The following is a 24398-nucleotide window of genomic DNA, read 5'->3' as shown; positions in this document are numbered from 1 at the left end:
AACATTGTGTCATATGAGAGGAAAACAGCCCCTCGAGATGTGCCTGCCTCAGTCATCAACCTTGCCCTTGCAGACTAAAAAAGGAAACGGTTCAGCGTATTCCTGAACCGTTTCATTTGCGGCGCAATTTTTTGCGGCCACCGGCTCGGGTGAACACGAGGGTGCCGTCGCCGTCGCATCAAGGCCTGGCGAGATCGAAGCGGTCGAGATTCATGACCTTGTCCCAGGCGGCAACGAAGTCGCTCACGAACTTTTCCTGGGAATCACGGCAGCCGTACACCTCGGCCAGAGCCCGGAGCTGCGAGTTGGAACCGAAGACGAGATCGACGCGGGTGCCGGTCCACTTCAATTCGCCTGTGGTACGATCCCGCCCCTCGAACACGTCACCGGCCTCCGATGCCGCCTTCCATGCTGTTTGCATGTCGAGCAGGTTGACGAAGAAATCGTTGGTAAGTGCACCCGGCCGCTTGGTCAATACGCCGTGCCGGTGCTGTCCGAAGTTCGCCTCGAGTACCCGAAGGCCACCGATCAGGACCGTCATCTCGGGAGCGGTAAGCGTCAGTAACTGCGCTTTGTCGACCAGCAACTCCTCGGCGGTCACCGAGTACCGGGCTTTGAGGTAGTTCCTGAACCCGTCGGCTGCGGGTTCGAGGGCTGCGAACGAGGTTACGTCGGTCTGCTCCTGAGACGCATCGGTGCGTCCTGGTGTGAACGGGACCCTCAGCTCGTGGCCGGCGTTGCGGGCCGCCTGCTCGACGGCGGCGCATCCGCCAAGAACGATCAGGTCCGCGAGGGAAACCTTCTTGCCGGGGGCACCGTTGAACTGTTCCCGAATCTTTTCGAGGGTCTTAATTACCGCCGACAGCCGGGCGGGTTCGTTGACTTCCCAGTCTTTCTGCGGGTAGAGGCGAATGCGCGCGCCGTTCGCCCCGCCGCGCTTGTCAGTACCGCGGAAAGTGGCTGCCGAAGCCCAGGCGGTCAGGACCAGCTCCGAGATCGTCAGCCCGGAGGCGAGGACCCGCTCCTTGAGTTGCGCGACGTCACGTTCGTCGACCAGTTGATGATCGACCGCGGGGACCGGGTCCTGCCAGACCAGTTCCTCGGACGGGACCTCGGGGCCGAGGTAGCGCAAGCGGGGACCCATGTCGCGATGGGTCAGCTTGAACCACGCCCTGGCGAAGGCGTCCGCGAACTTCTCCGGGTTTTGCTGGTAGCGCCGCGCGATAGGCTCGTAGATCGGGTCGAAGCGAAGGGAGAGGTCGGCCGTGGTCATCATGGGACGGTGTTTTTTGGAGGGGTCGTGGGCATCAGCCACCATGTCCTCCGCGGCCACGTCCTTGGCGATCCACTGGTGCGCACCCGCCGGGCTCTTCACCAACTCCCACTCGTACTTGAACAGGACATTCAGGTACCCCATGTCCCACTTGGTCGGCTGCGGCTTCCACGCCCCCTCCAGCCCGCTGCCGATGGTGTCACCGGCCTTGCCGCTGCGGAAGCTGTTTTTCCAGCCCAGGCCCTGCTCCTCGATGCCCGCAGCCTCTGGGGCAGGACCTACATGCGCCGGATCACCCGCTCCGTGGCACTTGCCGAAGGTGTGCCCACCCGCGATGAGCGCGACGGTCTCTTCGTCGTTCATGGCCATGCGCTTGAAGGTCTCCCGGACGTCACGTCCGGACAGCACCGGATCGGGGTTGCCGTTGGGGCCTTCGGGGTTTACGTAGATGAGCCCCATCTGCACGGCGGCGAGAGGGTTTTCCAAGTCCCGTTCGCCGCTGTAGCGCTTGTCCCCAAGCCACTCGCTCTCTGTGCCCCAGTAGGTTTCGTCAGGCTCCCAGACGTCCTCGCGTCCGCCGGCGAAGCCGAAGGTCTTGAATCCCATCGATTCGAGCGCGCAGTTCCCGGCGAGAATCATGAGGTCGGCCCAGGAGATCTTTCTGCCGTATTTTTGCTTGATGGGCCAAAGGAGCCTGCGCGCCTTGTCGAGGTTTACGTTGTCGGGCCAACTGTTCAAGGGGGCAAAGCGCTGGTTCCCCGATCCGGCGCCGCCGCGGCCGTCTCCGGTGCGGTAGGTACCCGCGCTGTGCCAGGCCATCCGTATGAAGAGGGGGCCGTAGTGACCGTAGTCGGCCGGCCACCACTGCTGCGAGTCGGTCATCAACGCGTAGATGTCCTGCTTCAGGGCCGCCAGGTCGAGCTGCTGGAATTCTTGCGCGTAATTGAAGCTCTCACCCATGGGGTTGGACTGGGGTGAGTGCTGGTGCAGCAACTTCAGGTTCAACTGGTTCGGCCACCAGTCCCGGTTGGTGCGACCTTTGAGCTCTGGGCTGTTCGTTACGCCCGTTACCGGGCATTTATTCTCTGTCTCCATGTTCCCCTCCCTCTTAGTGTGACGAGCGCAGTTACTGTTGTCGTTTAAATATACAGTCACCGCGCCGTCCTGTCTAAAAGCCTGCCGTTTTGACTTAGCGCAGATCGTTGATTCGGTCTGCTGGAGTGTCAGGAAGCGTGAGGGGATTGTGGTGAGGGGTGCTGCCGGCACGGTCCGCAAGCGGCGGGGCAGGAGAGGGGGGGCTATTTCAGCCCGCTAGTGATCGCCTGCAGGTTCCACACGATACTGTAGATCCCGGCGGCGATCATTGCGAGGATCAGGATCAATGCCATATTCGTCGGTCGGCGGCCTACCAGGTCTGGGTTACCGAGAGCGGGGTGACGGCGAGGGTGGCGCGCAGCCAGGAAAATTTCGATTTGAGTAGCTCGAAATCGGGCCCGGACGTTATAAATGCGGCGCTCCCTTTGATGAGAAACCCTGCGCCGGGCCCGTGCAGCCCCTGCACCTTGCTGCTCCCCACGGTGATCAGCACTTCGGGGTTGAAGGCGACGTTGGCCTCGGTCCGGTTCATGTAGCCGGCCGGGATGAGCACGCGCCCCGCATCGGAGATGCGGATGTAGCTGTTCCAGGTGTTGACCAGGTGCGGTCCGTCCTGCCCCAGTGTGGCGATGGCGACCACGCCATCCTGTTTCAGAATTTCAAGCAGCTTCTCGGTGATCATTACTACCTCCTGTTGGTGATCTTGCTCAGCCAAACGGTGTGACTGGAAGAGTTTTTTGCAAGGTAGATGAAATTTGCCCCCGGTAACAGGGGCAGAAATGAATATTTTTGTGGGGTCAGGAGGAGGATCCCTTTTCGCAAAAGGGGATTCAGGGGGAGAACGAAAAAAGGCACCCGGGTTGCGGGTGCCTTTTCTGGTTTGCTGCGGAAGCTTGAACTAGGGGAGCTCGGTCTCTCCCATCAGGAAGCGGTCGCATTCGCGGGCCGCGCCGCGCCCTTCGTTGAAGGCCCACACCACGAGGCTCTGGCCGCGACGGCAGTCGCCGGCGGCGAAGACGCCCGGGATGTTGGTGGTGTAACGGTTGAACTCCGCCTTGATGTTACTGCGGCCGTCACGCTCGAGGCCGAGGGCCTCGGGAAGCTCCTGCTCGGGGCCGAGGAAGCCCATGGCCAAAAGTACGAGGCCGGCGGGACGCACCTGCTCGGTGCCCGGCACCGGAACCGGTATGAACTGCCCCTTCTCGTTCTGCTTCCATTCCACCTGCACGGTGTGCACTGCCGTCACGTTCCCCTGGGCATCGCCTTCGAACTTGGTGGCGGTGGTGACGAAAACGCGCGGGTCGGCGCCGAACTTGGCCGCTGCTTCCTCCTGCCCGTAGTCGACCTTGTGCAGCTTGGGCCACTCCGGCCACGGATTGTCGCTGGCGCGGGTGTCGGGGAAGCGCGGCATGATCTCGAGCTGGGTGACGGACGTGCAGCCGTGGCGCAGCGAGGTGCCGACGCAGTCGGTGCCGGTGTCGCCGCCGCCGATGATGATGACGTCCTTGCCCGCCGCGGAGATGAAGTCCGCCCCTTCGTTCAGGACGGCCTTGGTGTTGGCGGTCAGGAAGTCCATGGCGAAGTGGATCCCCTTCAGACTTCTGCCGTCGATGGGAAGGTCGCGGGGGAGGGTGGCACCGGTCGCCAGCACGACGGCGTCGAACTCGCCTTTGAGCTTCTCGACCGGATAGTCTGCGCCGCCGATGGCGGTGTTGCAGACGAAGTTGATCCCTTCCTGCTCCATGAGCTTCACGCGGCGCAGCACCACTTCACGCTTGTCGAGCTTCATGTTGGGGATGCCGTACATCAAAAGCCCGCCCGGGAGATCGGCCCGCTCGAAGACGGTGACCTGGTGCCCGGCCTTGTTGAGCTGGGCGGCGGCGGAGAGACCGGCGGGGCCGGAGCCGACCACGGCGACCTTCTTGCCGGTCCGCATCTGCGGCGGGTTGGGGGCGATCCACCCCTCAGCCCAGGCGCGGTCGATGATGCTCACCTCGATGTTCTTGATGGTGACCGCCGGATCGATCGAGCCCAGAGTGCAGGATCCCTCGCACGGCGCGGGACAGACCCGGCCGGTGAACTCGGGGAAGTTGTTGGTCCTGAGCAGCCGGGCCAGGGCCTGTTTCCACAGGCCGCGGTAGACCAGGTCGTTCCACTCGGGGATCAGGTTGTTGATGGGGCAGCCGCAGGCCATGCCGCTCACCAGCATGCCGGTGTGGCAGAACGGGATGCCGCAGTCCATGCAGCGGGCACCCTGGGTGCGCAGTTGCTCTTCCGGCAGGTGCAGGTGGAACTCGTTCCAGTCCTTGAGCCTCTCAAGCGGCTCGCGGTCGGCCGGGAGCTCGCGATTGTATTCCATGAATCCGGTAGGTTTTCCCATAGCTCTATCCTTAAAATCAGGTTGAGGTTGAGGTTGTCAACCTGTCTTTAGTGTGCTGCCTGGCGTGCGTTCTCTTCGAAGGCAGCGGCCAGTGCGTCGTCGCCGGTCAGGCCGGATGCCTGTGCCCGCTCCAGGGCCTGGAGCACCCGCTTGTAGTCCATCGGCATCACCTTGACGAACTTGTGGGCGTGGGTTTTCCAGTCGTGCAGGATGCGGGTGGCGCGTGCGCTGCCGGTCCTTCTGGCGTGCTGTGCGATCATCTCCTGGAGAGTTTCCTGGTCCTTTTCGTCCAGGAGTTCCAGTGCCACCATCTCGGTGTTGCAGCGGTCTTTGAAGTCGCCGGCGCTGTCCAGCACGTAGGCGACGCCGCCGCTCATGCCGGCGGCGAAGTTCCTGCCGGTTTCACCCAGTACTACGACGGTGCCGCCGGTCATGTACTCGCAGCCGTGGTCGCCGACCCCTTCCACCACCGCGTTGACGCCGGAGTTACGGACGGCGAAGCGCTCGCCTGCCATGCCGCTGATGTAGGCGGTGCCGCTGGTGGCGCCGTAGAGGGCCACGTTGCCGGCGATGATATTCTCCTCGGCCTTGAAAGGGGAGCCATCGGGGGGATAAACCACGATGGTGCCGCCGCTCAAGCCCTTGCCGAGGTAGTCGTTGACGTCGCCGGTCAGCTCCAGGGTCATCCCCTTGGGGACGAAGGCGCCGAAGCTCTGCCCCGCGGAGCCGCGGAACTTGAGCCTGATGGTGTCGTCGGGAAGGCCGTCTGCGCCATAGGCGCGGGTGACCTCGTTGCCGACGATGGTGCCGACGACGCGGTCGATGTTAGTGATGGGAAGTTCCGCGCTCACTTTCTCGCCCTTCTCGATGGCGGGCTTGCAGATATCGAGCAGCTTGGTCATGTCGAGGGACTTCTCCAGGCCGTGGTCCTGGCTCTCGGTGCAGTAGAGGCTCCCCTTGATGCCGGTCTTCGGCTGATACAAGACGTTGCTGAAGTCGAGACCCTGCGCCTTCCAGTGGGCGACGGCGCGCTTGGGCTCGAGGCGGTTGGCGCGGCCGACCATGTCGTTGAAGGTGCGGAAGCCGAGCTCGGCCATGATCTCGCGCACTTCCTGCGCGATGAAGCGCATGTAGTTGACCACGTACTCGGGCTTGCCGGAGAAGTTCTTCCTCAGTTCCGGGTCCTGGGTCGCGACGCCGGCCGGGCAGGTGTTGCTGTGGCAGACGCGCATCATGACGCAGCCCAGCGTTACCAGCGGGGCGGTGGCGAAGCCGAATTCCTCGGCGCCCAAAAGGGCGGCGATGGCGACGTCGCGGCCGGTTTTCAGCTGGCCGTCCACCTCGACGATGATCCTGCTCCTCAGGTTATTGAGCATCAGGGTCTGGTGGGTCTCGGCGAGACCGAGCTCCCAGGGAAGACCCGCATGCTTGATCGAGGAGAGCGGGGAGGCGCCGGTGCCGCCGTCGTAGCCGGAGATGAGCACGACATCGGCATGGGCCTTGGCCACGCCGGCCGCGATGGTGCCGACGCCGACCTCGGAAACCAGCTTGACGCTGATCCTGGCGCGGCGGTTGGCGTTCTTCAGGTCGTGGATCAGCTCCGCCAGGTCCTCGATGGAGTAGATGTCGTGGTGCGGCGGCGGCGACACGAGGCCGACGCCCGGGGTGGTGTGGCGGGTCTTGGCGACCCACGGGTACACCTTGTGGCCCGGCAGCTCGCCGCCTTCGCCCGGCTTGGCACCCTGCGCCATCTTGATCTGCAGTTCGCTGGCGTTGGTCAGGTAGTTGCTGGTGACGCCGAAGCGGCCGGAGGCAACCTGCTTGATGGCGCTGTTCTTGGAGTCGCCCAGGTCATTGGTCCAGGTGAAGCGTGCCGGATCCTCGCCCCCCTCGCCGGTGTTGGAGCGGCCGCCGATCCTGTTCATGGCGATGGCCAAGGCCTCGTGCGCCTCCTGGCTGATGGAGCCGTAGGACATGGCGCCCGTCTTGAAGCGCTTCATGATCTCTTCGACCGACTCGACCTCCTCGATGGGGACCGGGATGCGGATGTCGGTGTTGAAGTCCAAGAGGCCGCGCAGGGTGTAGAGACGCTCGTTCTGCTCGTCGATCAGTTTGGAGAAGACCTTGAATTCCTTGTAGTCGTTGGTCCTGGTCGCCTTCTGCAGCGACTGGATGGTGAGCGGGTTGAACAGGTGCTCCTCACCCTCCTTGCGCCACTGGTACTGGCCGCCCGGGTCCAGGGTCGGGTCGGCAGGGACGCGGTGCGGGTACGCCTTCTTGTGGCGCTGCAGAAGCTCCGCCGCGATGCCGTTCAGGTCGATGCCGCCGATCCGGGACGGGGTCCAGGTGAAGTACCTCTCGATCACGGACTGGTGCAGGCCGACCGCCTCGCAGATCTGGGCGCCGCGGTAGCTCTGGATGGTGGAGATACCCATCTTGGCCATGGTCTTGACGATGCCCTTGATGGAGGCCTTGACGAAGTTCTTGACCCCTTTCTTGTAATCGAGGCCGGGGAGCATCCCCTCCTGGATCATGTCCTGGATGGACTCGAAGGCGAGGTACGGGTTGATGGCGGTGACGCCGTAGCCCAAAAGCACCGCGAAGTGATGCACCTCGCGCGGCTCGCCCGACTCGAGGATCAGGGAGGCGTGGGTCCTGGTCGCGGTGCGGATCAGGTGGTGGTGCAGTCCGGCCACGGCCAGAAGCGCCGGCAGGGCCGCGTACTCTTCGTTGACGCCGCGGTCGGAGAGGATGATGACTGTGGTACCCATCTCAATGTGACGGATGGCGCTGCTGAACAGGCTCTCGAGTGCCTTCTCCATCCCGTCGGCGCCGTCGGCCGCCTTGAAGAGCAGCGACAGGGTTGCGCTCTTGAAGCCGGGACGGTCCAGTTCGCGCAGCTTCTCCAGCTCCTCGTTGGTGAGGATCGGGTGCTCGAGGCGGATGACGCGGGCGCCGGTCGAAGAGGGCTTCAGGAGGTTCGTTTCCGAACCGATCCTGACTGCCGTCGAGGTGATGATCTCCTCGCGGATCGGGTCGATGGGCGGGTTGGTCACCTGGGCGAAGAGCTGCTTGAAGTAGCTGTAGAGGAGCTGCGGCTTCTCGGAGAGGACCGCAAGCGGGGTGTCGGTGCCCATGGAGCCCAGCGGCTGGATGCCGGAGGTCGCCATCGGTCCGATGATGGTCTCCTGGTCCTCGAAGGTGTAGCCGAAGGCCTTCTGGCGCTGCACCAGGGGCGAATCCTCGACCGCCTGCCCTTTTGCCTTGGGGAGGTCGGCGAGCGGAAGGTGGTTCACCTTGACCCAGTCCGCGTACGGCTTGGCGGTGGCCAGCTCGTTTTTGATCTCCTCGTCGGAGATGATGCGACCCTGCTCGGTGTCGACCAGGAACATCTTGCCCGGCTGGAGGCGACCTTTCTTGATCACCTTTTCGGGCGGCACCTGAAGTACACCCGCCTCGGACGCCATGATGACCAGGTCGTCGTCGGTCAGGTAGTAGCGGCAGGGGCGCAGGCCGTTACGGTCCAGCACCGCGCCGATGATGCGGCCGTCGGTGAAGGTGAGGGCGGCCGGGCCGTCCCACGGCTCCATGAGGCAGGAGTGGTACTCGTAGAAGGCACGTTTCTCCTTGCTCATGGTCTCGTGGTTTTCCCAGGGCTCCGGAACCATCATCATCACGGCGTGCGGCAGGGAGCGGCCGGTCATGAGCAGGAGTTCGAGGCAGTTGTCGAACATGGCGGAGTCGGAGCCGTTGGTGTTGATCACCGGCAAGAGTTTCTTGATGTCGTCACCGAACAGCTCGGAGTTGAACATGGACTGGCGGGCGTGCATCCAGTTCACGTTGCCGCGCAGGGTGTTGATCTCGCCGTTGTGCGCCAGGTAGTGGTAGGGATGGGCGCGGTCCCAGCTCGGGAAGGTGTTGGTGGAGAAGCGGGAGTGCACCACCGCGATGGCGGAGGTGACGTCCTCGTCGCGCAGCTCGGGGAAGTACTGGTCCAGCTGGGCCGGCATCAGCATCCCTTTGTAGACGATGGTGCGGGTCGAGATGCTGGCCACGTACCAGTAGGGATCGACTTCCTGGTCGCGGATCTCGTGGATCGCCCTCTGGTTCACCAGGTAGAGCTTGCGGTTGAAGGCGTCCTCGTCGGCGCAGTTAGCTCCGCGCTTGAAGAAGATCTGCTTGACCAGCGGCTCGCCCGCCTTGGCGGTGTCACCAAGAGAAGAGTTGTCGGTCGGCACGTCGCGCCAGCCGATCATCTCGACCCCTTCCTCGGTGATGATGCGCTGGAAGATGTGCTTCGCCGCGCTGCGCTCGGTTGCTTCGGGGGAGGTGAAGAGCATGGCCACGCCGTACTCGCCCGCTGCCGGCAGTTCGATGCCGAGCTCAGGGCAGACCTTGCGGAAGAAGGCGTCCGGGATCTGGATCAGGATGCCCGCACCGTCGCCGGTGTTGTGCTCGCTGCCGACCGCACCGCGGTGATCCAGGTTCTCCAGTACCGTGATCGCCTGCTGCACGATCTCGTGGGACTTCTTCCCCTTGATGTTGGTGACGAAGCCGACGCCGCAGGCGTCGTGCTCGAACTGGGGATCGTACATCCCCTGCTTCTTGGGTAATCCGATTGTTTTCATGATGCAACCTTTGCGGGAGGTAGTGTTCGGTCAAATCGATCAACGCTTATCAGCAGTTACCGTGCCATGTGAAACGTATACGGGGGGAGGGGGTGATTGTCTCGGTAATATAAGTGTTTTGTGGATTGGATTGGATTAATTCTGCGTCATGCAATGCTGCTTTTGTCATACACGTGACTACAACTGTTACTCACTTGTGTACTCAGATTGGGTGGTGCCGCCGGGGGCGAGATCGGCAGGCACAGATGCCACCGCCACACCGTTTGCGCCGGCAGTGTAACTTTCTGCTCGGTGCGGAGTCGGTGCATGTGGAGGTAGGGGGCGTGGCGTTATCAGTTACATCGGTTCCTTGAGGAAATCTTTAAGAGAAAAAACTTTTGTGACAGCAAGGCGGTGGCTGAGTCAGACTCTACTCTATGACGACGACAAGCCCGCCGTCGATAAAAAAGAGAGATAAACCGCTAAAGCATCGTTGTTTCTATCCGAAGAGGTTCTCCAGGGAATGAAGCAGACGGCAGTGAGGCCGATCTGTTGCCGCAAGAATTGACAAGCTGGGGACGGTCATGAACTTTCTACTCGATCTCTACCTCCACCTCCGCATCCGCACTCGCATCATCCTGCTTTGCATCTGTTACAGCTTTTGCATCGTGTTCGCCGTGGTGGCGGGAAGATCGTTCTCGGTCGCCTCATCGGTGGTCTCCACCACCGTCTTCCTGATCCTGGGCGCCTTCTTCAGTGCTCTGTTGTTCTGGTCGGTCAACGACGCCTTGCGGCGCATCATCGCCATCCTGAAGACCATGATCGACGGGGACCTGTCCCAGCCCATCACCGCCAAGCGCAACAACGAGATCAGCACCATCATCCGCTCCATCGACGCGCTGCAAAGCACCATGCGCGACATCATCCGCCAGATCCAGCAGAACTCGGAGCAGGTGGCCCTCACCTCGCACCAACTGCAGGAGAACGCCGAGCGCATCTCGGCCGGTACCGATGACGCCGCCGCCCAGACCAACGCGGTCGCCGTCGCCAGCGAGCAGATGGCGGCAACCTCCAGCGATATCGCGCGCAACTGCATGAGCGCCGCCGACAACTCCAAGCGCGCCAGTCAGACCGCCGGCCTCGGGGCCGACGTGGTGCGCCAGACCACGCTGGGCATGGAGCGGATCGCGAGCAGGGTGCAGGGCGCCGCCACCACCGTGGAGGAACTGGGCGCGCGTTCCGACCAGATCGACCAGATCATCGGCACCATCCAGGATATCGCCGACCAGACCAACCTCCTGGCACTCAACGCCGCCATCGAGGCCGCCCGCGCCGGCGAACAGGGGAGGGGGTTCGCCGTGGTCGCCGACGAGGTGCGCGCCCTGGCCGAGCGGACCACCAGCGCCACCCGCGAGATCGGCGAAATGATCAAGGCGATCCAGGGGGGGACGCGAGGGGCGATTGCCGCCATAGAGGAAGGGGTAGCGGAAGTGGGCAAGGGGGCTGAATTCTCGGCGCGATCCGGGCAGGCCCTGGAGGAGATCCTGGCCCAGGTGGGCGAGGTGAACAGCCAGATCGGCCAGATCACCGCCGCCGCCCAGCAGCAGACCTCGACCACCGACGAGATCACCCGCAGCATCCAGAAGATCACCGATGTGGTGCAGCAGACCGCGCGCGGGGTGAACGATACCGCCGCCGCAGCCACGACCCTGGCGCTGCAATCGGAGGAGTTGGAGCGGTTGGTGGGGCAGTTCAGGCTGTAGCAGCCTCTCCCGGCAACGATCTTGCCACTGTCTTCGTCAGTACGGCCACGTCGTAAGGTTTTTGCAAGAAGCCGTTGGGGGCGATGTCGCTGAAGTCCCTGGCCAACTCCTGCTCATTGTACCCGCTGGACATGACCACCACGATGTCCGGGTCGAGCCCGCGCAGTTCGCGCAGACACTCCCTGCCGTCCATCCGCGGCATGACCAGGTCGAGTAGCACGAAGCTTATTCCCGGCGTCCGCCGGAAGATCTCTACGGCCTCGAGCCCATCCTTCGCCTGCAGCACGTGATACCCGATCTGCTTCAGCATGAGAGCCCCCACGCTGCGCACGCTTTCCTCGTCGTCCACCAGCAGCACCGTCCCGCCGCTATGCTGCCGGGTGGCCTGGCCCGGGCCGCTCTTTGCCAGCGGGGCGGGGAGCGCTCCGGCCGGCAGGTAGACCTTGAAGATGGTCCCCTGGCCCGGCTTGCTGTCGATGCTGATCGCCCCCTTGTGTCCCTTGACGATCCCCTGTACCGCCGCCATTCCCAGTCCCCTTCCGGTGAACTTCGTGGTGAAAAATGGATCGAATATTCTCGCCTGTGTTTCCCGTTCCATGCCGCAGCCGTTGTCGGAGACCATCAGGTAGACGTAGGTGCCGTCAGGTAACTCCACCTCCTGCTGCCGGCCTTTGAGCTGATTCCGCTCGACCTCCACGCTGCCTGTGGCGATGAGGATATGGCCGGTGGCCTCGCCGATCGCCTCGGAGGCGTTGATCACCAGGTTCATGACGATCTGGCGCAGTTGGGTCGGGTCGGCGTCGGTGAGCGGCAGCGGCCGGTGCAGGTCGAGAGCCAGGCTGACCTTCTTGGAGACGGAGACCTCCAAGAGGTGCACCAGTTCTTCGATGAGCCGGTTCAGGTCCACCGTCTCCACGACGAACCTCCCCTTGCCCGAGTAGGCAAGCATCTGCTTGGTCAGATCCGCGGCCCGGGCCGCCGACAGCTGGATCCGGTGCAGGTTGTCCGCCACGGCGGAATCCTCCGGCGCGCGCATGAGCGCCAGGTCCGCGTTGCCCACGATGGCCATGAGGATGTTGTTGAAGTCGTGGGCGATGCCGCCGGCCAGCACCCCGAGGCTTTCCAGTTTCTGGGCGTGCAGCAGCTGCTGCTCCAGTTGGGCCGCCTGTTTTCTCTGCGTGATGTCCCTGGTGATGCCGTGGTAGCCGGTCACCGCCCCGTCACTCCCGCGTTCTGCGGTAAACGACACCTCGGTCCAGACCTGGGAGCCGTCCTTGCAGCGCTGCTTGATCTCCAGCGACTTGGAGGGTGCCTGGTCCCCGTCGCGTGATCCCATCGCCGCGGTTATGGCGTCATGCCAGGCCTCACTGGTCTGCTCGAAGATGGTGTGACCCAGGACCTCCGTTCCCTGGAACCCGCGCAGCTTCTCGTCGGCGGGGCTGACGTAGGTGAAACGGAACTCCGCATCCAGCTTCCAGACCACGTCGGCCACGTCCTCGGTGAGCAGGCGGTAGTGGCTCTCACTGGCGCGCAGCTGCGACTCCATCGCCTTTCTCTCCGTGATGTCCTGGATGATCCAGATGGAGCCGTGCTGTGGTGCGCCGGGGGGCACCATCTGACCCATGAGGTTGCACCAGAGCAGCGAGCCGTCTTTGCGCTTCATCTGGATATCCGTGCAGTAAATTTCCCCCCGCTCGAGCACCGGGTACCCCAATTCTCCCACCCGCTGGTGCGACTCCGGGGCCGCGTACAGTATCGAGAACGGCTGCCCTACCGTTTCACCTGGCTGGTACCCCATGATCCTGTCGAAGGCCGGGTTGGTCTGGTGAATCTTGCGGTCCATGATCAGGCAGGCACCCAGCGGCATGGTGCTGAGGATGGTGCGCTGCTCGCTGGACAGTCTCTCCACCTGGCGGGTGCGCTCCTCGACCCGCTGCTCGAGCGAATCGTTCAGGTGTTTCAGTTCGGCCAGATACTGCTCTATGCTGCCACTCATCTCCTTGAAGTTGGCGATCAGGTCGCTGGTTTCCGTGATGCTGCTCTCCGGCCAGGTTACGCTGCCGCCGGATGCCAGGGTGGCGGGGACATCGCTGGTGATCCTGCGCAGGTTTTCGAAGGTACCCATCAGGCGGCGGCTCAGCAGGTCGGCGAGCGCCAGCGAAAGCAGCAGGATGCCGAACAGGACCGTGAGCTTGCCGGTGTAGCTGTCGTTGAGCCGCTTCTGGAACGGGGCGACCGGCTGTTCCAGGATCAGCTTCCACTCGGCGAAGTCGCCCAGGGTCGTCTCGGCAATGTAGAAGGATTTCTTCCACCGCTCCGATACCGGGACGTTGCGGGCCGCGACCGGAACCCACTGGGTGATCCCGGCATCGAGGCGCTGCAGGCTCCCCTCCCCGCGGTCCAGAGGGGTCATGACCTTCTGGCCCGGCCGGTTGCTCATGATGACTTTGCCGTTTTTGTCCAGCAGCGTGTAGAGCATCTCGCTGTGCGTCGACACCTTGTCCAGCTGTTCCCTGACCTGCTGCAGGCTCAGAATCCCGATGGTGTAGCCGTTGTACTTCCCCGCAGTGACCACCGGGGCGAGCACGGAGACGATCGGCTGCGGCGTTCCGATGCGTCCCATGACCACTTCCGAGAGCATGGGCTTGAGCGTCCGCTTCATCTGGGGGATGAACGGGCGGTCGGCGAAATTCTTGCCGATGCAGCTTTGCCCCATGTCGTCGAGCAGAGGCCAGTAGGCGGTGGTCGTCGCATCCCGGTCCAGCAGTCCGGCCCGCCTGATGTTGCTGTCGTTTTCGACCGCCTGCTGGACAAAGGGCTGCACCTGTCGGGGTGAGAGGACGGCGGCTTTCTCCGCCAGGTGCACCACGGGAGACCTGCGGTTCTGGACCCAGGTCTCCAGGCGCTTTGTTTCCCGCCCGATGTCCTGCAGCAGTCCCTGCCGGATCATGCGGTCGGTTTCGGTGAATTCCGTGCGGCAACCGATGGCCAGGAGCACCAGGGACGGGATCAGGACGAAGAAGGCGAGAAGGGTCGCGATCACCTCTCCGAAGGAGATGCGGGCCGACTTCAATCTCAGCGCGAAACCGGTGAAAACGAGCCGGGCGACAATCGCGTTGGCGATGCCGTTCACCGCCTGCTTGGTCATGACGATGTAGGTGTTGCTCAAGGGGACCTGCATCACCACATGGTAGAACAAAAAGACCAGCGGCATTCCGACCACGGTCCAGTACAAAGCGTCGGCGGCAACGAGGCCCAGGCGGCGCCGCTGCATCAGGAGCCCGACCAGTGCTGTTTCGGCGCCAACGATGAGGGTGGCGTAGGGGTGATTCCACAGGAAGTAGGTGTAGCTGCCGATGATCAGCGCCGCGAGCACGCCGCGCCCCAGCCCCAGAACCTGCAGGGCAAGCATGGCGAAGATGCTGCCGAAGAGGAAGTCGATGTTGAGGAAGATGCTGAACTTGAAGTAGTTGCCGGCAAGACCGGCAACGATGAGGAGTAACAGCAGCAGGGAACGCTGTTGTTTGAGATAAAGCGGCACGGGCAAGGTCCACTCCTGTGCGGGATAGAGTTAGGACAGCGATGTTGTGTCACTTGGTAATGATTTGGTACCGGTGGTTTTATATCATGCTAATGGTTGTTTTCACTGTGGGAGTTTTCGTAATAAGGAGTTCTCAACTCCTGATGCGGCATTGTCCGCACTTCCCCCTCAGCCCCACTGTCGCGAAACATCAACACCGGGGCCGCCGTGCGTTGGACGCTGACGCCAAGTCGAAGTCGACACCCATGCGAAGCTGAGGGCTGGGAGCCAAAAGTTGCCTTGCGGCGGGTTCTGTGCTATAGCTGGCCGACCAACGGTTCCTGAATCGGCAAGCGCAGGGGTAGTATTCAAAGGCCCCCAGCTTCAAGCTGCCACACCAATAACAAAGCAGGGGTTACCCAGCGAGGTAACCCCTTTTTGCGTCTGGAAGAGTCGAAATGTCGAAGAACGGTAAATTGAAGAAAGCGAAGAACGTCGAGAAACGCCGCCTGCAGATGCAGGAAGCACTTGAGTGCCTCCCTCTCAAGGAAGCCGCCGAGATTGAACCGCTTCCCAGCACCCCCCTCAAGGAGACCGAGGAGTTTCATCCGGTCCCCCCGGTGAGGAAAAAGCCCAAGCAGTGCACCTTTGCACCCTGCGGTCGCTACGTCGATCCCTCATGCCAGGTCTGTCCCTACTGCGGGACCCCTCTGCCGGATTAAAGCGGAAGGGACTGGCTCCGTCAGGTGCCTGTCCCTCTAGCGGAACGCTTCTTTCAGCTCTGCCACCTTGATCTCGTTCCCAAGGTCCGCCTTGGGAACGCAAAGCCTCTCGAAGCTCCAACTTCCCTCGGATGCTAAAGCTGGAGCTTTGCGCCACATGGGTTCCCAAGCTGGAGCTTGGGAACCAGGAAAGGGGACAGGCACCTGCGGAGCCAGTCCCCTCGCCAAATAAAAAGGGACGGCGAATCGCCGTCCCTTCCGGTCCTGCCTGTCAGCCGCTCGGTTTAGTATTTGCCGTGACGGCTGGTATCCTCGTCGAGATCATTCTCGATGTTTTTCTCCGCTTTACCTACGTTTTTCTGCACCTTGCCGGCTATCTTCTCGGCCTTGCCTTCGGTTTCCAATGAAACGTTCCCGAATACCTTCCCGGTGGTTTCCTTTACTTTGCCCTTTGTTTCATGGAGTATGCCCTTTGATGTATCTCTGCTGCTGGATCTCATGGCTAACCTCCTTCTTCGAACCTGATATATGGATGCTGTAGTTGGGATAAATCCCCGACTACAAGCTGATTTTACCACGTATACGCCTTCGAAATACAGTCATATGTTGTCGATGAACTAAGGCCTATCCGGGTGGTTCTTGCGCGGTAGCCGTAGGTACTGGCAAGGATCAACGCTCCGGTTCCGGTTTTATAAACGCCGGGCCGGGGGTAAAGACACCTCTCCAGGGCTTGGGAGAGACGCTGGAGAGGGCTACCGCGATGCCGCCGGCGCCTGCTTCTGGGGACCCGCGGGCAGCGCGCCACGTACAAAAGCGACGAATTGTTGGTCAAGTTCAAGGCGGCACCAGCGAGCAGAGTAGCAAGAGCGTGCACGGCAGGCGGGGAGGCGAGCTGGTAAAGGAGTTCCCGCGACTCGGGCTCCATCACGTGAAGCTGAAAAAAGGGGTGAGTGTCGAGGAGGCGCTCAAGGAGTATCAGGCCGAGCCGGAGGTCGAATACGCCGAGCCGAACTTCCTGTATTCGATCCAGCAGCAACCTGACGACCCGCACTTCCCAGAGCAGTGGGCATTGCAGAACCTCCGCCAGGAGGGAGGGACGCTGGGGGCAGACATCAACGCGATCAATGCCTGGCCCTTCTCGACCGGCAGCAGCGACGTCGTCGTCGCCATTCTCGATACCGGCGTCGACTACAGCCCGCCACCGAAAAGAACCCGGTCCACGTCTACAGCACCCCGGGGAGCTACACCGTTTCCCTGACCGCGACCAGCCAGACCGGTTCGTCGACCAGGACCAAGGCCGGCTACATCAGCGTCCTTACCTGCTCCAACCCGCCGGTGCGGGTGCAGTCATCCCCCACGGTGCTCTTCGCCGATCCCTTCGCCGCCTTGCTGCAGGCCATCGATGACGATGTCGTCCAGCTCCAGGGGGTTCCCTTTGCGGGTGATCTAACATTCGACAGGGACATCAGGGTGCGCCTGCAGGGAGGCTACGACTGCGCCTATAACGCGACGGCGGGTGGCGCCGTGCTGACCGGGAAGCTCACGGTGACCAAAGGGACGCTCAGGCTGGATGGGGTCAGGCTCAGGTAGCGGGGCGCCGGCTATTCCCGGAAGAACCACAGCAGGGACGGCTTTGTGCCGTCCCTGCTTCGTTTATGGCCCGGGTTGTGCGCTGGCATTTACGGCGACGACTTTTATCTGGTTACGGTTGACCGCCGCATCGAAATGCGGTGCTCCAAATTGCCGCCAAAGTTACAAAAGATCCCGTTCCCTATTTTTTGACATATCTGAATTACTGACTTAATCTTTGTTGGCGATGTCGATAAAACACTGAAATTCCCAAGACGAACACTGTCTGAGCCCTGAAATGGAGAAGAAATGAACTGGCTGAAATCCCTGCCGATTCATCTTTTAATCGCATTCATGCTGACCGTAATGGCGTTGCCTTCGGTCGGTCTTATTATTTACTCAGGCATCGAAGGCCGTTCCGACGACCTGCGTATATCGACGCGCGCCACCACCTACCTTCTTGACAACATCGCCTCCGAACTAAACAGCAAGGTCGAGGCCATCCCGGCAGATGATGGAGGTGCTGTCACTGATGCCGCAGATCCGCCACAAGGACGCTGCGGCTGTCGGTGAACTCCTGGCGGGACTGCTGCAAAAGTTTCCCAGCTACGCCAACATCATGATCGTGGACCGCTCCGGAATGACCTGGGCCAGCGCTGTCCCCATGGCAAAACCGGTTTCTCTGGCGGATCGCAAGGCCTTCAAGGACGCCCGGGACAGTGGCCGCTTCTCCCCCGGCGAATACACGGTGGGCAAGACCAGCAAGAAACCCATTATCAACTTCGCCTATCCCCTCAAGGACGAACAGGGCGCCTTTGACGGGGCCATCCTCGTAGGCGTCGACCTCACCTACATCGGCACGCTCCTGCAGGCCAGCAAACTCCCCGCCGGTACGTCCTTCGGCATCTTCGATCACAACGGTATCTTTCTCTACCGTACCGTCGATTCCGACAAGTTCATCGGGACCCCCGACCGCTCCAACCAGTTTGAAAAGATGAAGAACGGTCCGGAAACCGGGGTGATCAGGTTGACTTCCAGTGACGGCGTCCAAAGGCTCTCCGCGTACCGCAAGATAAGGCTCTCGCCCGAACTTCCCCCCTACGCCTACATACGGGGTGGCACCCCTTTGGACATCCTGCTCCAGGAGGCGAACCACCAGTTGGCCTGGAACCTCTCGGTCATGTTTTTGGTGCTGGTGCTGGTGTTCGCGCTCAACATCTGGCTCGGCAAGCGGCTCATCGCCAACCGTATCGGCGCTTTGGAGACCGCCTCGCGCCGCCTTGCCGCCGGCGACCTCCGGGTCCGGGTGGGTGAGGAGGTGCGGGGAGGGGAACTGGGGAGCCTCGGGACATCCTTCGATGAAATGGCTGACGCACTTGCTTTCGAGCTCTCGCAGCGGATCGATAAAGAAGACGCGTTGCGGGAAAAGTCGGACCTTCTCGAACTTGCCCACGACGCCATCATCCTGATGGACCTGGACGGGACCATTCTCTACTGGAACCAGGGCGCTGCAAGCACCTACGGCTACCAGCCGTGCGATGTCCAAGGCAAGGTCATCCATGTCGTTTTGCGGACGGTGTTCCCTAAGCCCCAGGAGGAGATCATGCAGGACCTGTTGCGCGTGGGGCGCTGGGAGGGGAAACTCGTGCACACCACCTGCCAAGGGGGGGAGATCATCGTGAGCAGCAGATGGGCGCTGCAACTGGACAAGCAGGGGCGTCCCTGGCGCATCATGGAGATCAACAGCGACATCACCGAGCGGGAAAAGTCCCAGCAGGAACTGCTGAAGATGCAGAAGCTCGAATCACTGGGGGTACTGGCGGGGGGAATCGCCCACGACTTCAACAACATCCTGACCGGCATCATGGGGAACATCACCCTGGCGCAGCTGGCCCTGAAGGACGCAGACCAGGTACATAAACTGCTGACGCAGGCGGAAAAAGCGTGCCACAGGGCCTCCGAGCTCTCCAACCAGTTGCTCACTTTTGCCAAGGGGGGCAAGCCGATCAAGAAAACCGTGGCGGTGAGGCACCTCGTGGAGGAGACCGTGTCCCTGGTGCTGCGCGGCTCCAACGTGCTGAGCGTGCTGGACCTGCCTAATGACCTGTACCTGCTGGAGGTGGATGAAGGGCAGGTACACCAGGCCTTCAACAACATCGTTATCAACGCCCTGCAGTCCATGCCCCAAGGGGGCACCTTCACGGTGACCGCAGCCAACTTCACCGTCGAGGAGGGGAACAGCATGGGCTTGGCGGCGGGGCGGTACGTGAAGTTCACCTTCGGCGACACCGGGTGCGGGATCTCCGCCGAAGATCAGAAGAGGATATTCGATCCGTACTTCTCCACCAAGGCTGGAGGTAAAGGACTGGGTCTCTCCTCGGCGCACTCGGTGATCGTGCGCCACGGGGGGTACATTACCGTTTTCTCCCAACCGGGGGTGGGGACCCGATTCGACGTCTATCTCCCGGCCGCCAAGGGAGAGGCTGCACCGGTGGTGTCCGAGCCCGTTGCCGCCGCACCAACCGTGCCCGCGATCGGGCCGCGAAGCATCCTGGTGATGGATGACGAGGAGATGATCCGCAACCTGATCTGCGCCATACTGGAAAGCCTCTCCTGCACGGTGAAAAGCTGCGCGAATGGCACTGAGGCCGTTTCCCTCTATGCCGCCGCGCGGCAAGCGGGCACGCCGTTTGCCGCGGTGATCATGGACCTGACCATTCCCGGCGGGATGGGGGGACAGGAGGCCGCGCGTCATATCCTGGCAATGGACCCGCTCGCCACGCTGATAGTCTCCAGCGGATACTCGAACGACCCGGTCATGTCCGATTACGCTCAGTTCGGTTTCAAGGCCACCATGGCCAAGCCGTACCGGGCCTCCGAGGTGGCCGAGGTGCTCGACAGGGTGCTAACCCAAAGCTGACCCCGCTCACATTCTCTCCCCAACGTTCTGACCGTTCCCGCAGCAGTTCCCGTACTATTTTTAACTACAGTGCCTCACCGGGCATAGATCGTACCTCTCAGGTTGAAAACTGTTTCGGATCTGACAAACTCTCCTGATTGGAAAATTCCAACCTTTCAAGGAGGCAACATGGCTAGTGCAATGTTTTGTCGGCAATGCGAGCAGGCTGCGCGCGGGGTGGGCTGTGACGTGATGGGGAACTGCGGCAAGAACCCCGAGGTGTCGGCCCTTTTGGACCTGATGATTCACGGGCTGCAGGGGGTGGCGCTATACGCGAGCAAGGCGCGGGAAGTGGGGCGCAAGGATGAGGAGGTGGACCGCTTCATGCTTGACGGCCTCTTCACCCGGGTCACCAACGTCAACTTCGACCCGGACGATATCGCCCGGCGCCTGCAGAACTGCTACCGGATCAAGGAGAAGGCGAAGGCCCTCTACGAGGACGGCTACCGGCAGCAGCAGGGGGGGCAGGCGCCGCAACTGTCCCAGGAGGCGGCCAACTGGCAGCCGGCGGGGGACACCCGGGCGCTCATCGACCAGGGACGGCAGCACGGCGTGCGCACCTGGCACCCGGACGAAAACATCCTCTCCACGATCGAGATCCTGATCTACGGACTGCTCGGCATGGGTGCCTTCGCCTGGCACGCCGCCGAGATGGGTAAGGAGGACGAGGGGATCTACGAGTTCATCCACCGCTCCCTGGCCAAGACCACCGACCCGCAGGCAAGCCTCGAGGATTTCGTCGGCCTCTCGCTTGAGTGCGGCAAGTGGAACCTGCGCACCATGGAACTCCTCTACGACGGGCATGCCGAGCGGCTGGGCGCACCTGAGCCGATGAAGGTGAACCTCGGGACCCGCGGCGGCAAGGGGATCGTGGTCTCGGGGCACGACCTCCCCATGCTGGAGGAGATCCTCAAGCAAAGCGAAGGGAAGGGGATCAACGTCTACACCCACGGCGAGATGCTTCCGGCCAACGGTTACCCCGGCCTCAGGAAGTACGCCCATTTCGCCGGCAACTTCGGTACCGCCTGGCAGAACCAGGTCCGCGAGCTTCCCGACTTCGCGGGCGCCATCATCTTCAACACCAACTGCATCCAAAAGCCCGACGCGAGCTACACGGACCGCCTCTTCACCTGGGGCGAGGTGGCCTGGCCCGGCATCCCGCACCTGGAAGGGTACGACTTCACCCCAGTCATCGACAAGGCGCTCGCGCTGCCGGACCTCCCCGAGAACCCGGGGCAGGAGATCCTGGTCGGCTTTGGCCACGAAGCAGTCTTCAAGGTGGCCGGCGCCGTGGTGGATGCGGTGAAAAACGGCGCCGTGAAACACTTCTTCCTGATCGGCGGCTGCGACGGCGCCAAATCCGGGCGCAACTACTTCACCGAACTGGCGGAGAAGGTCCCCAAGGACTGCGTCATCCTGACCCTTGCCTGCGGCAAGAACCGCTTCAACCGCTTGGAGTTCGGTGACATCGGCGGCATCCCGCGCCTGCTCGACGTGGGGCAGTGCAACGACGCCTACTCCGCCATCCGCATCGCTGTGGCGCTCGCCGACGCCTTCCAGTGCGAGGTGAACGAACTGCCGCTGTCCATGATCCTGTCTTGGTACGAGCAGAAGGCCCACGTCATCCTGCTCACGCTGTTGCACCTGGGCATCAAGGGGATCCGCCTGGGTCCCTCCCTTCCGGCCTACGTGTCGCCGGCGGTGCTCGACTTCCTGGTTAAGAACTACGACCTGGGTCCCATTACTACTGCGGAGCAGGACCTGCAGCACGCGCTGGGACAATGACGTGCCCTTTCTGAGACAGTGGAGGGCGGCGGTATTGCCCTCCACCATCTATTTTCCCCGCCTGATTCAATAAAGCCGCTCCCTTCACACTTCCTCACTCAGGATTTCCGATCTCGTGCCGATAGGTATGAGTGAACCCGTCCCAGTCTTCCTACCTGAGGGAGTAGCATGCAACTTTGGCTTAAATTGCTGTTGAGTTACCTCGCCATCATCTGTGCCACCATCCTCATCTCCATTGGGGGGATATCCGGGGCACAGAGGGTGCGGGACAGCTTCTACAAGGTGAACAAAGAGGTCATTCCCCACCTGCTGGTACTCAAGGATCTCCGCTACGCCGGGCTGCGCATCGTTTCCTCCTCCATGGAGTACGCCTTCCTGAGCTCGGTGCAGCCGACAAACGGCGAGGGGAAAGAGGACCTGGAGGCCAAAGAAGAAGAGGTGCGGCTGCTCGAAGAGGGGCGGGCGAGTTTTCTTGCCAATCTCGATCTTTGCAGCAGGACCCTGATACACGGCACGGAGAGGGCGCCCAGGGGGCTGGATCTGAGCGGACACGCCCTGTTGAAGGAGTCCCGCGATTACATCGCCGTGGTCGATGCGAGGGGAAGCAGCTCACAGTTGATCGAGTCTAAGGAGCGTTTCGAGAAGGCCGAGAAAGATTTTTTGCAGGCGGTCAACGCTGCGCATGACCGGGAGATGACCGAGCTGAACCAGACCCTGGCCGCAACGGTACGAAGCGTCTCCAGTGCCATCGTCTCCGCGGTGGTGCTCTCCGTGGTGGCGCTGACCGCAGCCCTCCTTTTGAGCGTGTTCGTTCCCTACAAGGTCTCCCGCCGCATCCGCATCCTCAAAGACGCCGCCGCAGCGGTCGCCGCCGGCAGGCGGGATGTCGTCGTTCCGGTAACCGAGCACGACGAAATCACGGCCGTCTCCACCTCCTTCAACACGATGGTGCAGCGGTTGCGGGATTCCGAGGAACAACTGAACTCCACCAACAAATACCTGGACGGTATCATCGCCACCATGCCCGAGGCTCTCACCGTGGTCTCCAGCGAGGGGGCTATCCTCGACGTGAACCGGGCGACGGAGGAGGTGTTCGGCTTCGCCAGGAAGGAACTGCTTGGCCGTGACTTCGCCGGCCTCTTCGTCGACCCGAGCCTGGGTAGCGATTACATCGCCGCGGTGCTGCGCCAGGAGGGGCTCGTGGAACGGGAGGCGAGCCTGGTGACCGAGGACGGACGTGTCATCCACGTACACCTGTCGGCGACCATGCTCGAGTCCAACGAAAAGAGGGACCGCTTCCTCTGCCTGAGCCACGACATCACGCTGCGCAAACAAGCGGAGCAGGAGGTCCACAACCTCGCCTACTTCGACCAGTTGACCGGTCTGGCCAACCGGACCCTCTTTTACGACCGCTGTTCCCAGGCGCTCGCCCGCGCCAAGCGCTACGGCGAGATGTTCGCCATTCTTTTCTTCGACCTGGACCATTTCAAGGACGTCAACGACACCCTCGGGCATCATGCCGGCGACCAGTTGCTGCAACTGGTGGTGCAGCGCTTCAGGAGCGTCATCAGGGCGAGCGACACCTTCGCCAGGCTGGGGGGGGACGAATTCGCCCTGCTGTGCTGCCAGGTGTCGGGGGCGGACGGTGTGGCCAAGCTGGGCACGAAGCTGCTCGACCTGGGCAAACAGCCTTTCGAGGTGGAGGGGCGGCAGATCTATTCCAGCGCCAGCATCGGCATCGTCCTCTTCCCGGAAGACGGCGACGACATCGCGACCCTCTTGAAGAACGGCGACCTGGCCATGTATGCGGCCAAAAGCGCCGGGGGGAACCGGTACCAGTTCTTCTCGCAAGGGCTGAACCAGCAGGCCCAGGAGCGGGTGGCGCTCGAGGCGGCTTTGCGCGAGGCACTCAAAAAAGACCGGTTGGTGCTGCACTACCAGCCGCAACTCGAGTTAGCGCAGGGGAGGGTGGTCGGCATGGAGGCTCTGGCCCGCTGGTACGACGATACCCTGGGGATGGTCTCACCGGCGCGCTTCATCCCCATCGCCGAGCAGACCGGGCTCATCCACGAGCTGGGAGCATGGGTGCTGCATGAGGCCTGTGCACAGTGCAAGCGGTGGCACCAGGAAGGGTATCCCGTATCGGTAAGCGTGAACGTCTCCATCAAGCAGGTGATGCAGGAAGGGTTCTCCGAGATGGTGGTGGGAACGCTCCTCGAGGTCGGGCTCGAGCCGCAGTACCTCGATCTGGAACTGACCGAGAGCATGCTCATGGAGAAAGCCGCGGAGTCGGTGGCACTTTTGCGCATGTTCAAGTCGCTCGGGGTGCAGATTTCCATCGACGATTTCGGGACCGGCTACTCTTCGCTGAGCTATTTGAAGAACTTCTCGGTGGACCGGATCAAGATCGACCAGTCCTTCGTCAGGGACGTCACCGTCCGGGACGACGCCGTCGGCATCATCAAGGCCATCGTGGCCATCGGGCACAGCATGGGGCTCAAGGTCATCGCCGAGGGGGTGGAGACCCGGGATGAGCAGGAGAAACTGCTGGCATGTAAGTGCGACCAGGTCCAGGGTTACCTGCACGCGAGGCCGATGCCTGCCGCCGAGGCCGACAGCTTCCTGGAGCGGGCCTTTGCCTCGGATGCCGGGCCTGCCGGGCAGAAGTAAGTCCGACCTCCTGCTGCGCAGCCGGTGGCGCCGTACCGCCGGCGGGCTCGCCCCG

The 24398-nt window shown here is 62.3% G+C and carries 13 protein-coding genes and 2 pseudogenes; 9 read left to right on the top strand and 6 right to left on the bottom strand.

The features are described from left to right. Positions 1-178: 178 nt before the first annotated feature. From katG to gltB, 4 genes are all read right to left on the bottom strand, one after another. Positions 179-2368, bottom strand: a complete 2190-nt coding sequence (gene katG / locus JFN91_RS17750) for a catalase/peroxidase HPI (protein ID WP_199390501.1) — start codon at positions 2366-2368, stop codon at positions 179-181. 310 nt (positions 2369-2678) lie between these two features. Then, positions 2679-3050: a pyridoxamine 5'-phosphate oxidase family protein gene (locus tag JFN91_RS17745; protein ID WP_199390500.1), complete on the bottom strand. Its 372-nt coding sequence runs from the start codon at positions 3048-3050 to the stop codon at positions 2679-2681. A 216-nt stretch (positions 3051-3266) separates the two neighbouring features. Further along, positions 3267-4748, bottom strand: a complete 1482-nt coding sequence (locus JFN91_RS17740) for a glutamate synthase subunit beta (protein WP_199390499.1) — start codon at positions 4746-4748, stop codon at positions 3267-3269. Positions 4749-4795: 47 nt separating this feature from the next. After that, a complete protein-coding gene (gene gltB / locus JFN91_RS17735; protein ID WP_199390498.1) occupies positions 4796-9376 on the bottom strand; it encodes a glutamate synthase large subunit in 4581 nt (1526 codons plus the stop codon). 563 nt (positions 9377-9939) lie between these two features. On the opposite strand from gltB, the gene JFN91_RS17730 reads away from it, so the two are divergent. Then, complete coding sequence (locus tag JFN91_RS17730) at positions 9940-11118, top strand: methyl-accepting chemotaxis protein (protein WP_199390497.1); 1179 nt, start codon at positions 9940-9942, stop codon at positions 11116-11118. Here the strand turns inward: JFN91_RS17730 and JFN91_RS17725 are convergent. After that, positions 11108-14659 (bottom strand): PAS domain S-box protein, encoded by a 3552-nt coding sequence (locus JFN91_RS17725; RefSeq protein WP_328747504.1) that lies wholly within the window; start codon positions 14657-14659, stop codon positions 11108-11110. The two genes, JFN91_RS17730 and JFN91_RS17725, sit on opposite strands and share 11 nt — an antisense overlap. 437 nt (positions 14660-15096) lie before the next feature. On the opposite strand from JFN91_RS17725, the gene JFN91_RS17720 reads away from it, so the two are divergent. Next, positions 15097-15360: a hypothetical protein gene (locus JFN91_RS17720; RefSeq protein WP_199390495.1), complete on the top strand. Its 264-nt coding sequence runs from the start codon at positions 15097-15099 to the stop codon at positions 15358-15360. 284 nt (positions 15361-15644) lie between these two features. Here JFN91_RS17720 and JFN91_RS17715 read toward each other — a convergent pair whose 3' ends face one another. Next, a complete protein-coding gene (locus tag JFN91_RS17715; RefSeq protein ID WP_199390494.1) occupies positions 15645-15860 on the bottom strand; it encodes a CsbD family protein in 216 nt (71 codons plus the stop codon). A gap of 260 nt (positions 15861-16120) precedes the next feature. On the opposite strand from JFN91_RS17715, the pseudogene JFN91_RS22530 reads away from it, so the two are divergent. The 7 genes and pseudogenes from JFN91_RS22530 to JFN91_RS17690 all read left to right on the top strand — a co-directional run. Next, positions 16121-16360 (top strand): annotated as a pseudogene (locus JFN91_RS22530) (S8 family serine peptidase); the annotation flags it as partial. A gap of 62 nt (positions 16361-16422) precedes the next feature. Continuing rightward, positions 16423-16617 (top strand): annotated as a pseudogene (locus JFN91_RS22525) (PKD domain-containing protein); the annotation flags it as partial. 84 nt (positions 16618-16701) lie between these two features. After that, positions 16702-16950 carry a hypothetical protein gene (locus tag JFN91_RS22085; RefSeq protein WP_236015232.1) on the top strand — a complete coding sequence of 83 codons (249 nt, stop codon included), beginning with the start codon at positions 16702-16704 and terminating at the stop codon, positions 16948-16950. A 288-nt stretch (positions 16951-17238) separates the two neighbouring features. Then, positions 17239-17502, top strand: a complete 264-nt coding sequence (locus JFN91_RS17705; RefSeq protein ID WP_199390492.1) for a hypothetical protein — start codon at positions 17239-17241, stop codon at positions 17500-17502. After that, a complete protein-coding gene (locus JFN91_RS17700; protein WP_199390491.1) occupies positions 17462-19849 on the top strand; it encodes a hybrid sensor histidine kinase/response regulator in 2388 nt (795 codons plus the stop codon). The genes JFN91_RS17705 and JFN91_RS17700 overlap by 41 nt, the downstream gene beginning before the upstream one ends. Positions 19850-20017: 168 nt before the next feature. Next, positions 20018-21673, top strand: a complete 1656-nt coding sequence (gene hcp / locus JFN91_RS17695) for a hydroxylamine reductase (RefSeq protein ID WP_199390490.1) — start codon at positions 20018-20020, stop codon at positions 21671-21673. 168 nt (positions 21674-21841) lie between these two features. Beyond that, positions 21842-24343, top strand: coding sequence for a putative bifunctional diguanylate cyclase/phosphodiesterase (locus JFN91_RS17690; protein WP_199390489.1), 2502 nt, complete (start codon positions 21842-21844; stop codon positions 24341-24343). The last annotated feature ends 55 nt before the right edge of the window (positions 24344-24398 follow it).

The organism is Geomonas anaerohicana, from assembly GCF_016458305.1.
In the GTDB taxonomy this organism is placed as follows: Bacteria; Desulfobacterota; Desulfuromonadia; order Geobacterales; family Geobacteraceae; genus Geomonas; species Geomonas anaerohicana.
The sequence above is the reverse complement of the archived record's forward strand: the minus strand, read 5'-3'. Positions and strand labels throughout refer to the sequence as shown.

Coding starts and splice junctions, on each gene's coding strand:
- katG (WP_199390501.1), bottom strand. CDS start 2,368: ATGGAGACAGAGAATAAATGCCCGGTAACGGGCGTAACGAACAGCCCA.
- JFN91_RS17745 (WP_199390500.1), bottom strand. CDS start 3,050: ATGATCACCGAGAAGCTGCTTGAAATTCTGAAACAGGATGGCGTGGTC.
- JFN91_RS17740 (WP_199390499.1), bottom strand. CDS start 4,748: ATGGGAAAACCTACCGGATTCATGGAATACAATCGCGAGCTCCCGGCC.
- gltB (WP_199390498.1), bottom strand. CDS start 9,376: ATGAAAACAATCGGATTACCCAAGAAGCAGGGGATGTACGATCCCCAG.
- JFN91_RS17730 (WP_199390497.1), top strand. CDS start 9,940: ATGAACTTTCTACTCGATCTCTACCTCCACCTCCGCATCCGCACTCGC.
- JFN91_RS17720 (WP_199390495.1), top strand. CDS start 15,097: ATGTCGAAGAACGGTAAATTGAAGAAAGCGAAGAACGTCGAGAAACGC.
- JFN91_RS17715 (WP_199390494.1), bottom strand. CDS start 15,860: ATGAGATCCAGCAGCAGAGATACATCAAAGGGCATACTCCATGAAACA.
- JFN91_RS17705 (WP_199390492.1), top strand. CDS start 17,239: ATGAACTGGCTGAAATCCCTGCCGATTCATCTTTTAATCGCATTCATG.
- JFN91_RS17700 (WP_199390491.1), top strand. CDS start 17,462: ATGCCGCAGATCCGCCACAAGGACGCTGCGGCTGTCGGTGAACTCCTG.
- hcp (WP_199390490.1), top strand. CDS start 20,018: ATGGCTAGTGCAATGTTTTGTCGGCAATGCGAGCAGGCTGCGCGCGGG.
- JFN91_RS17690 (WP_199390489.1), top strand. CDS start 21,842: ATGCAACTTTGGCTTAAATTGCTGTTGAGTTACCTCGCCATCATCTGT.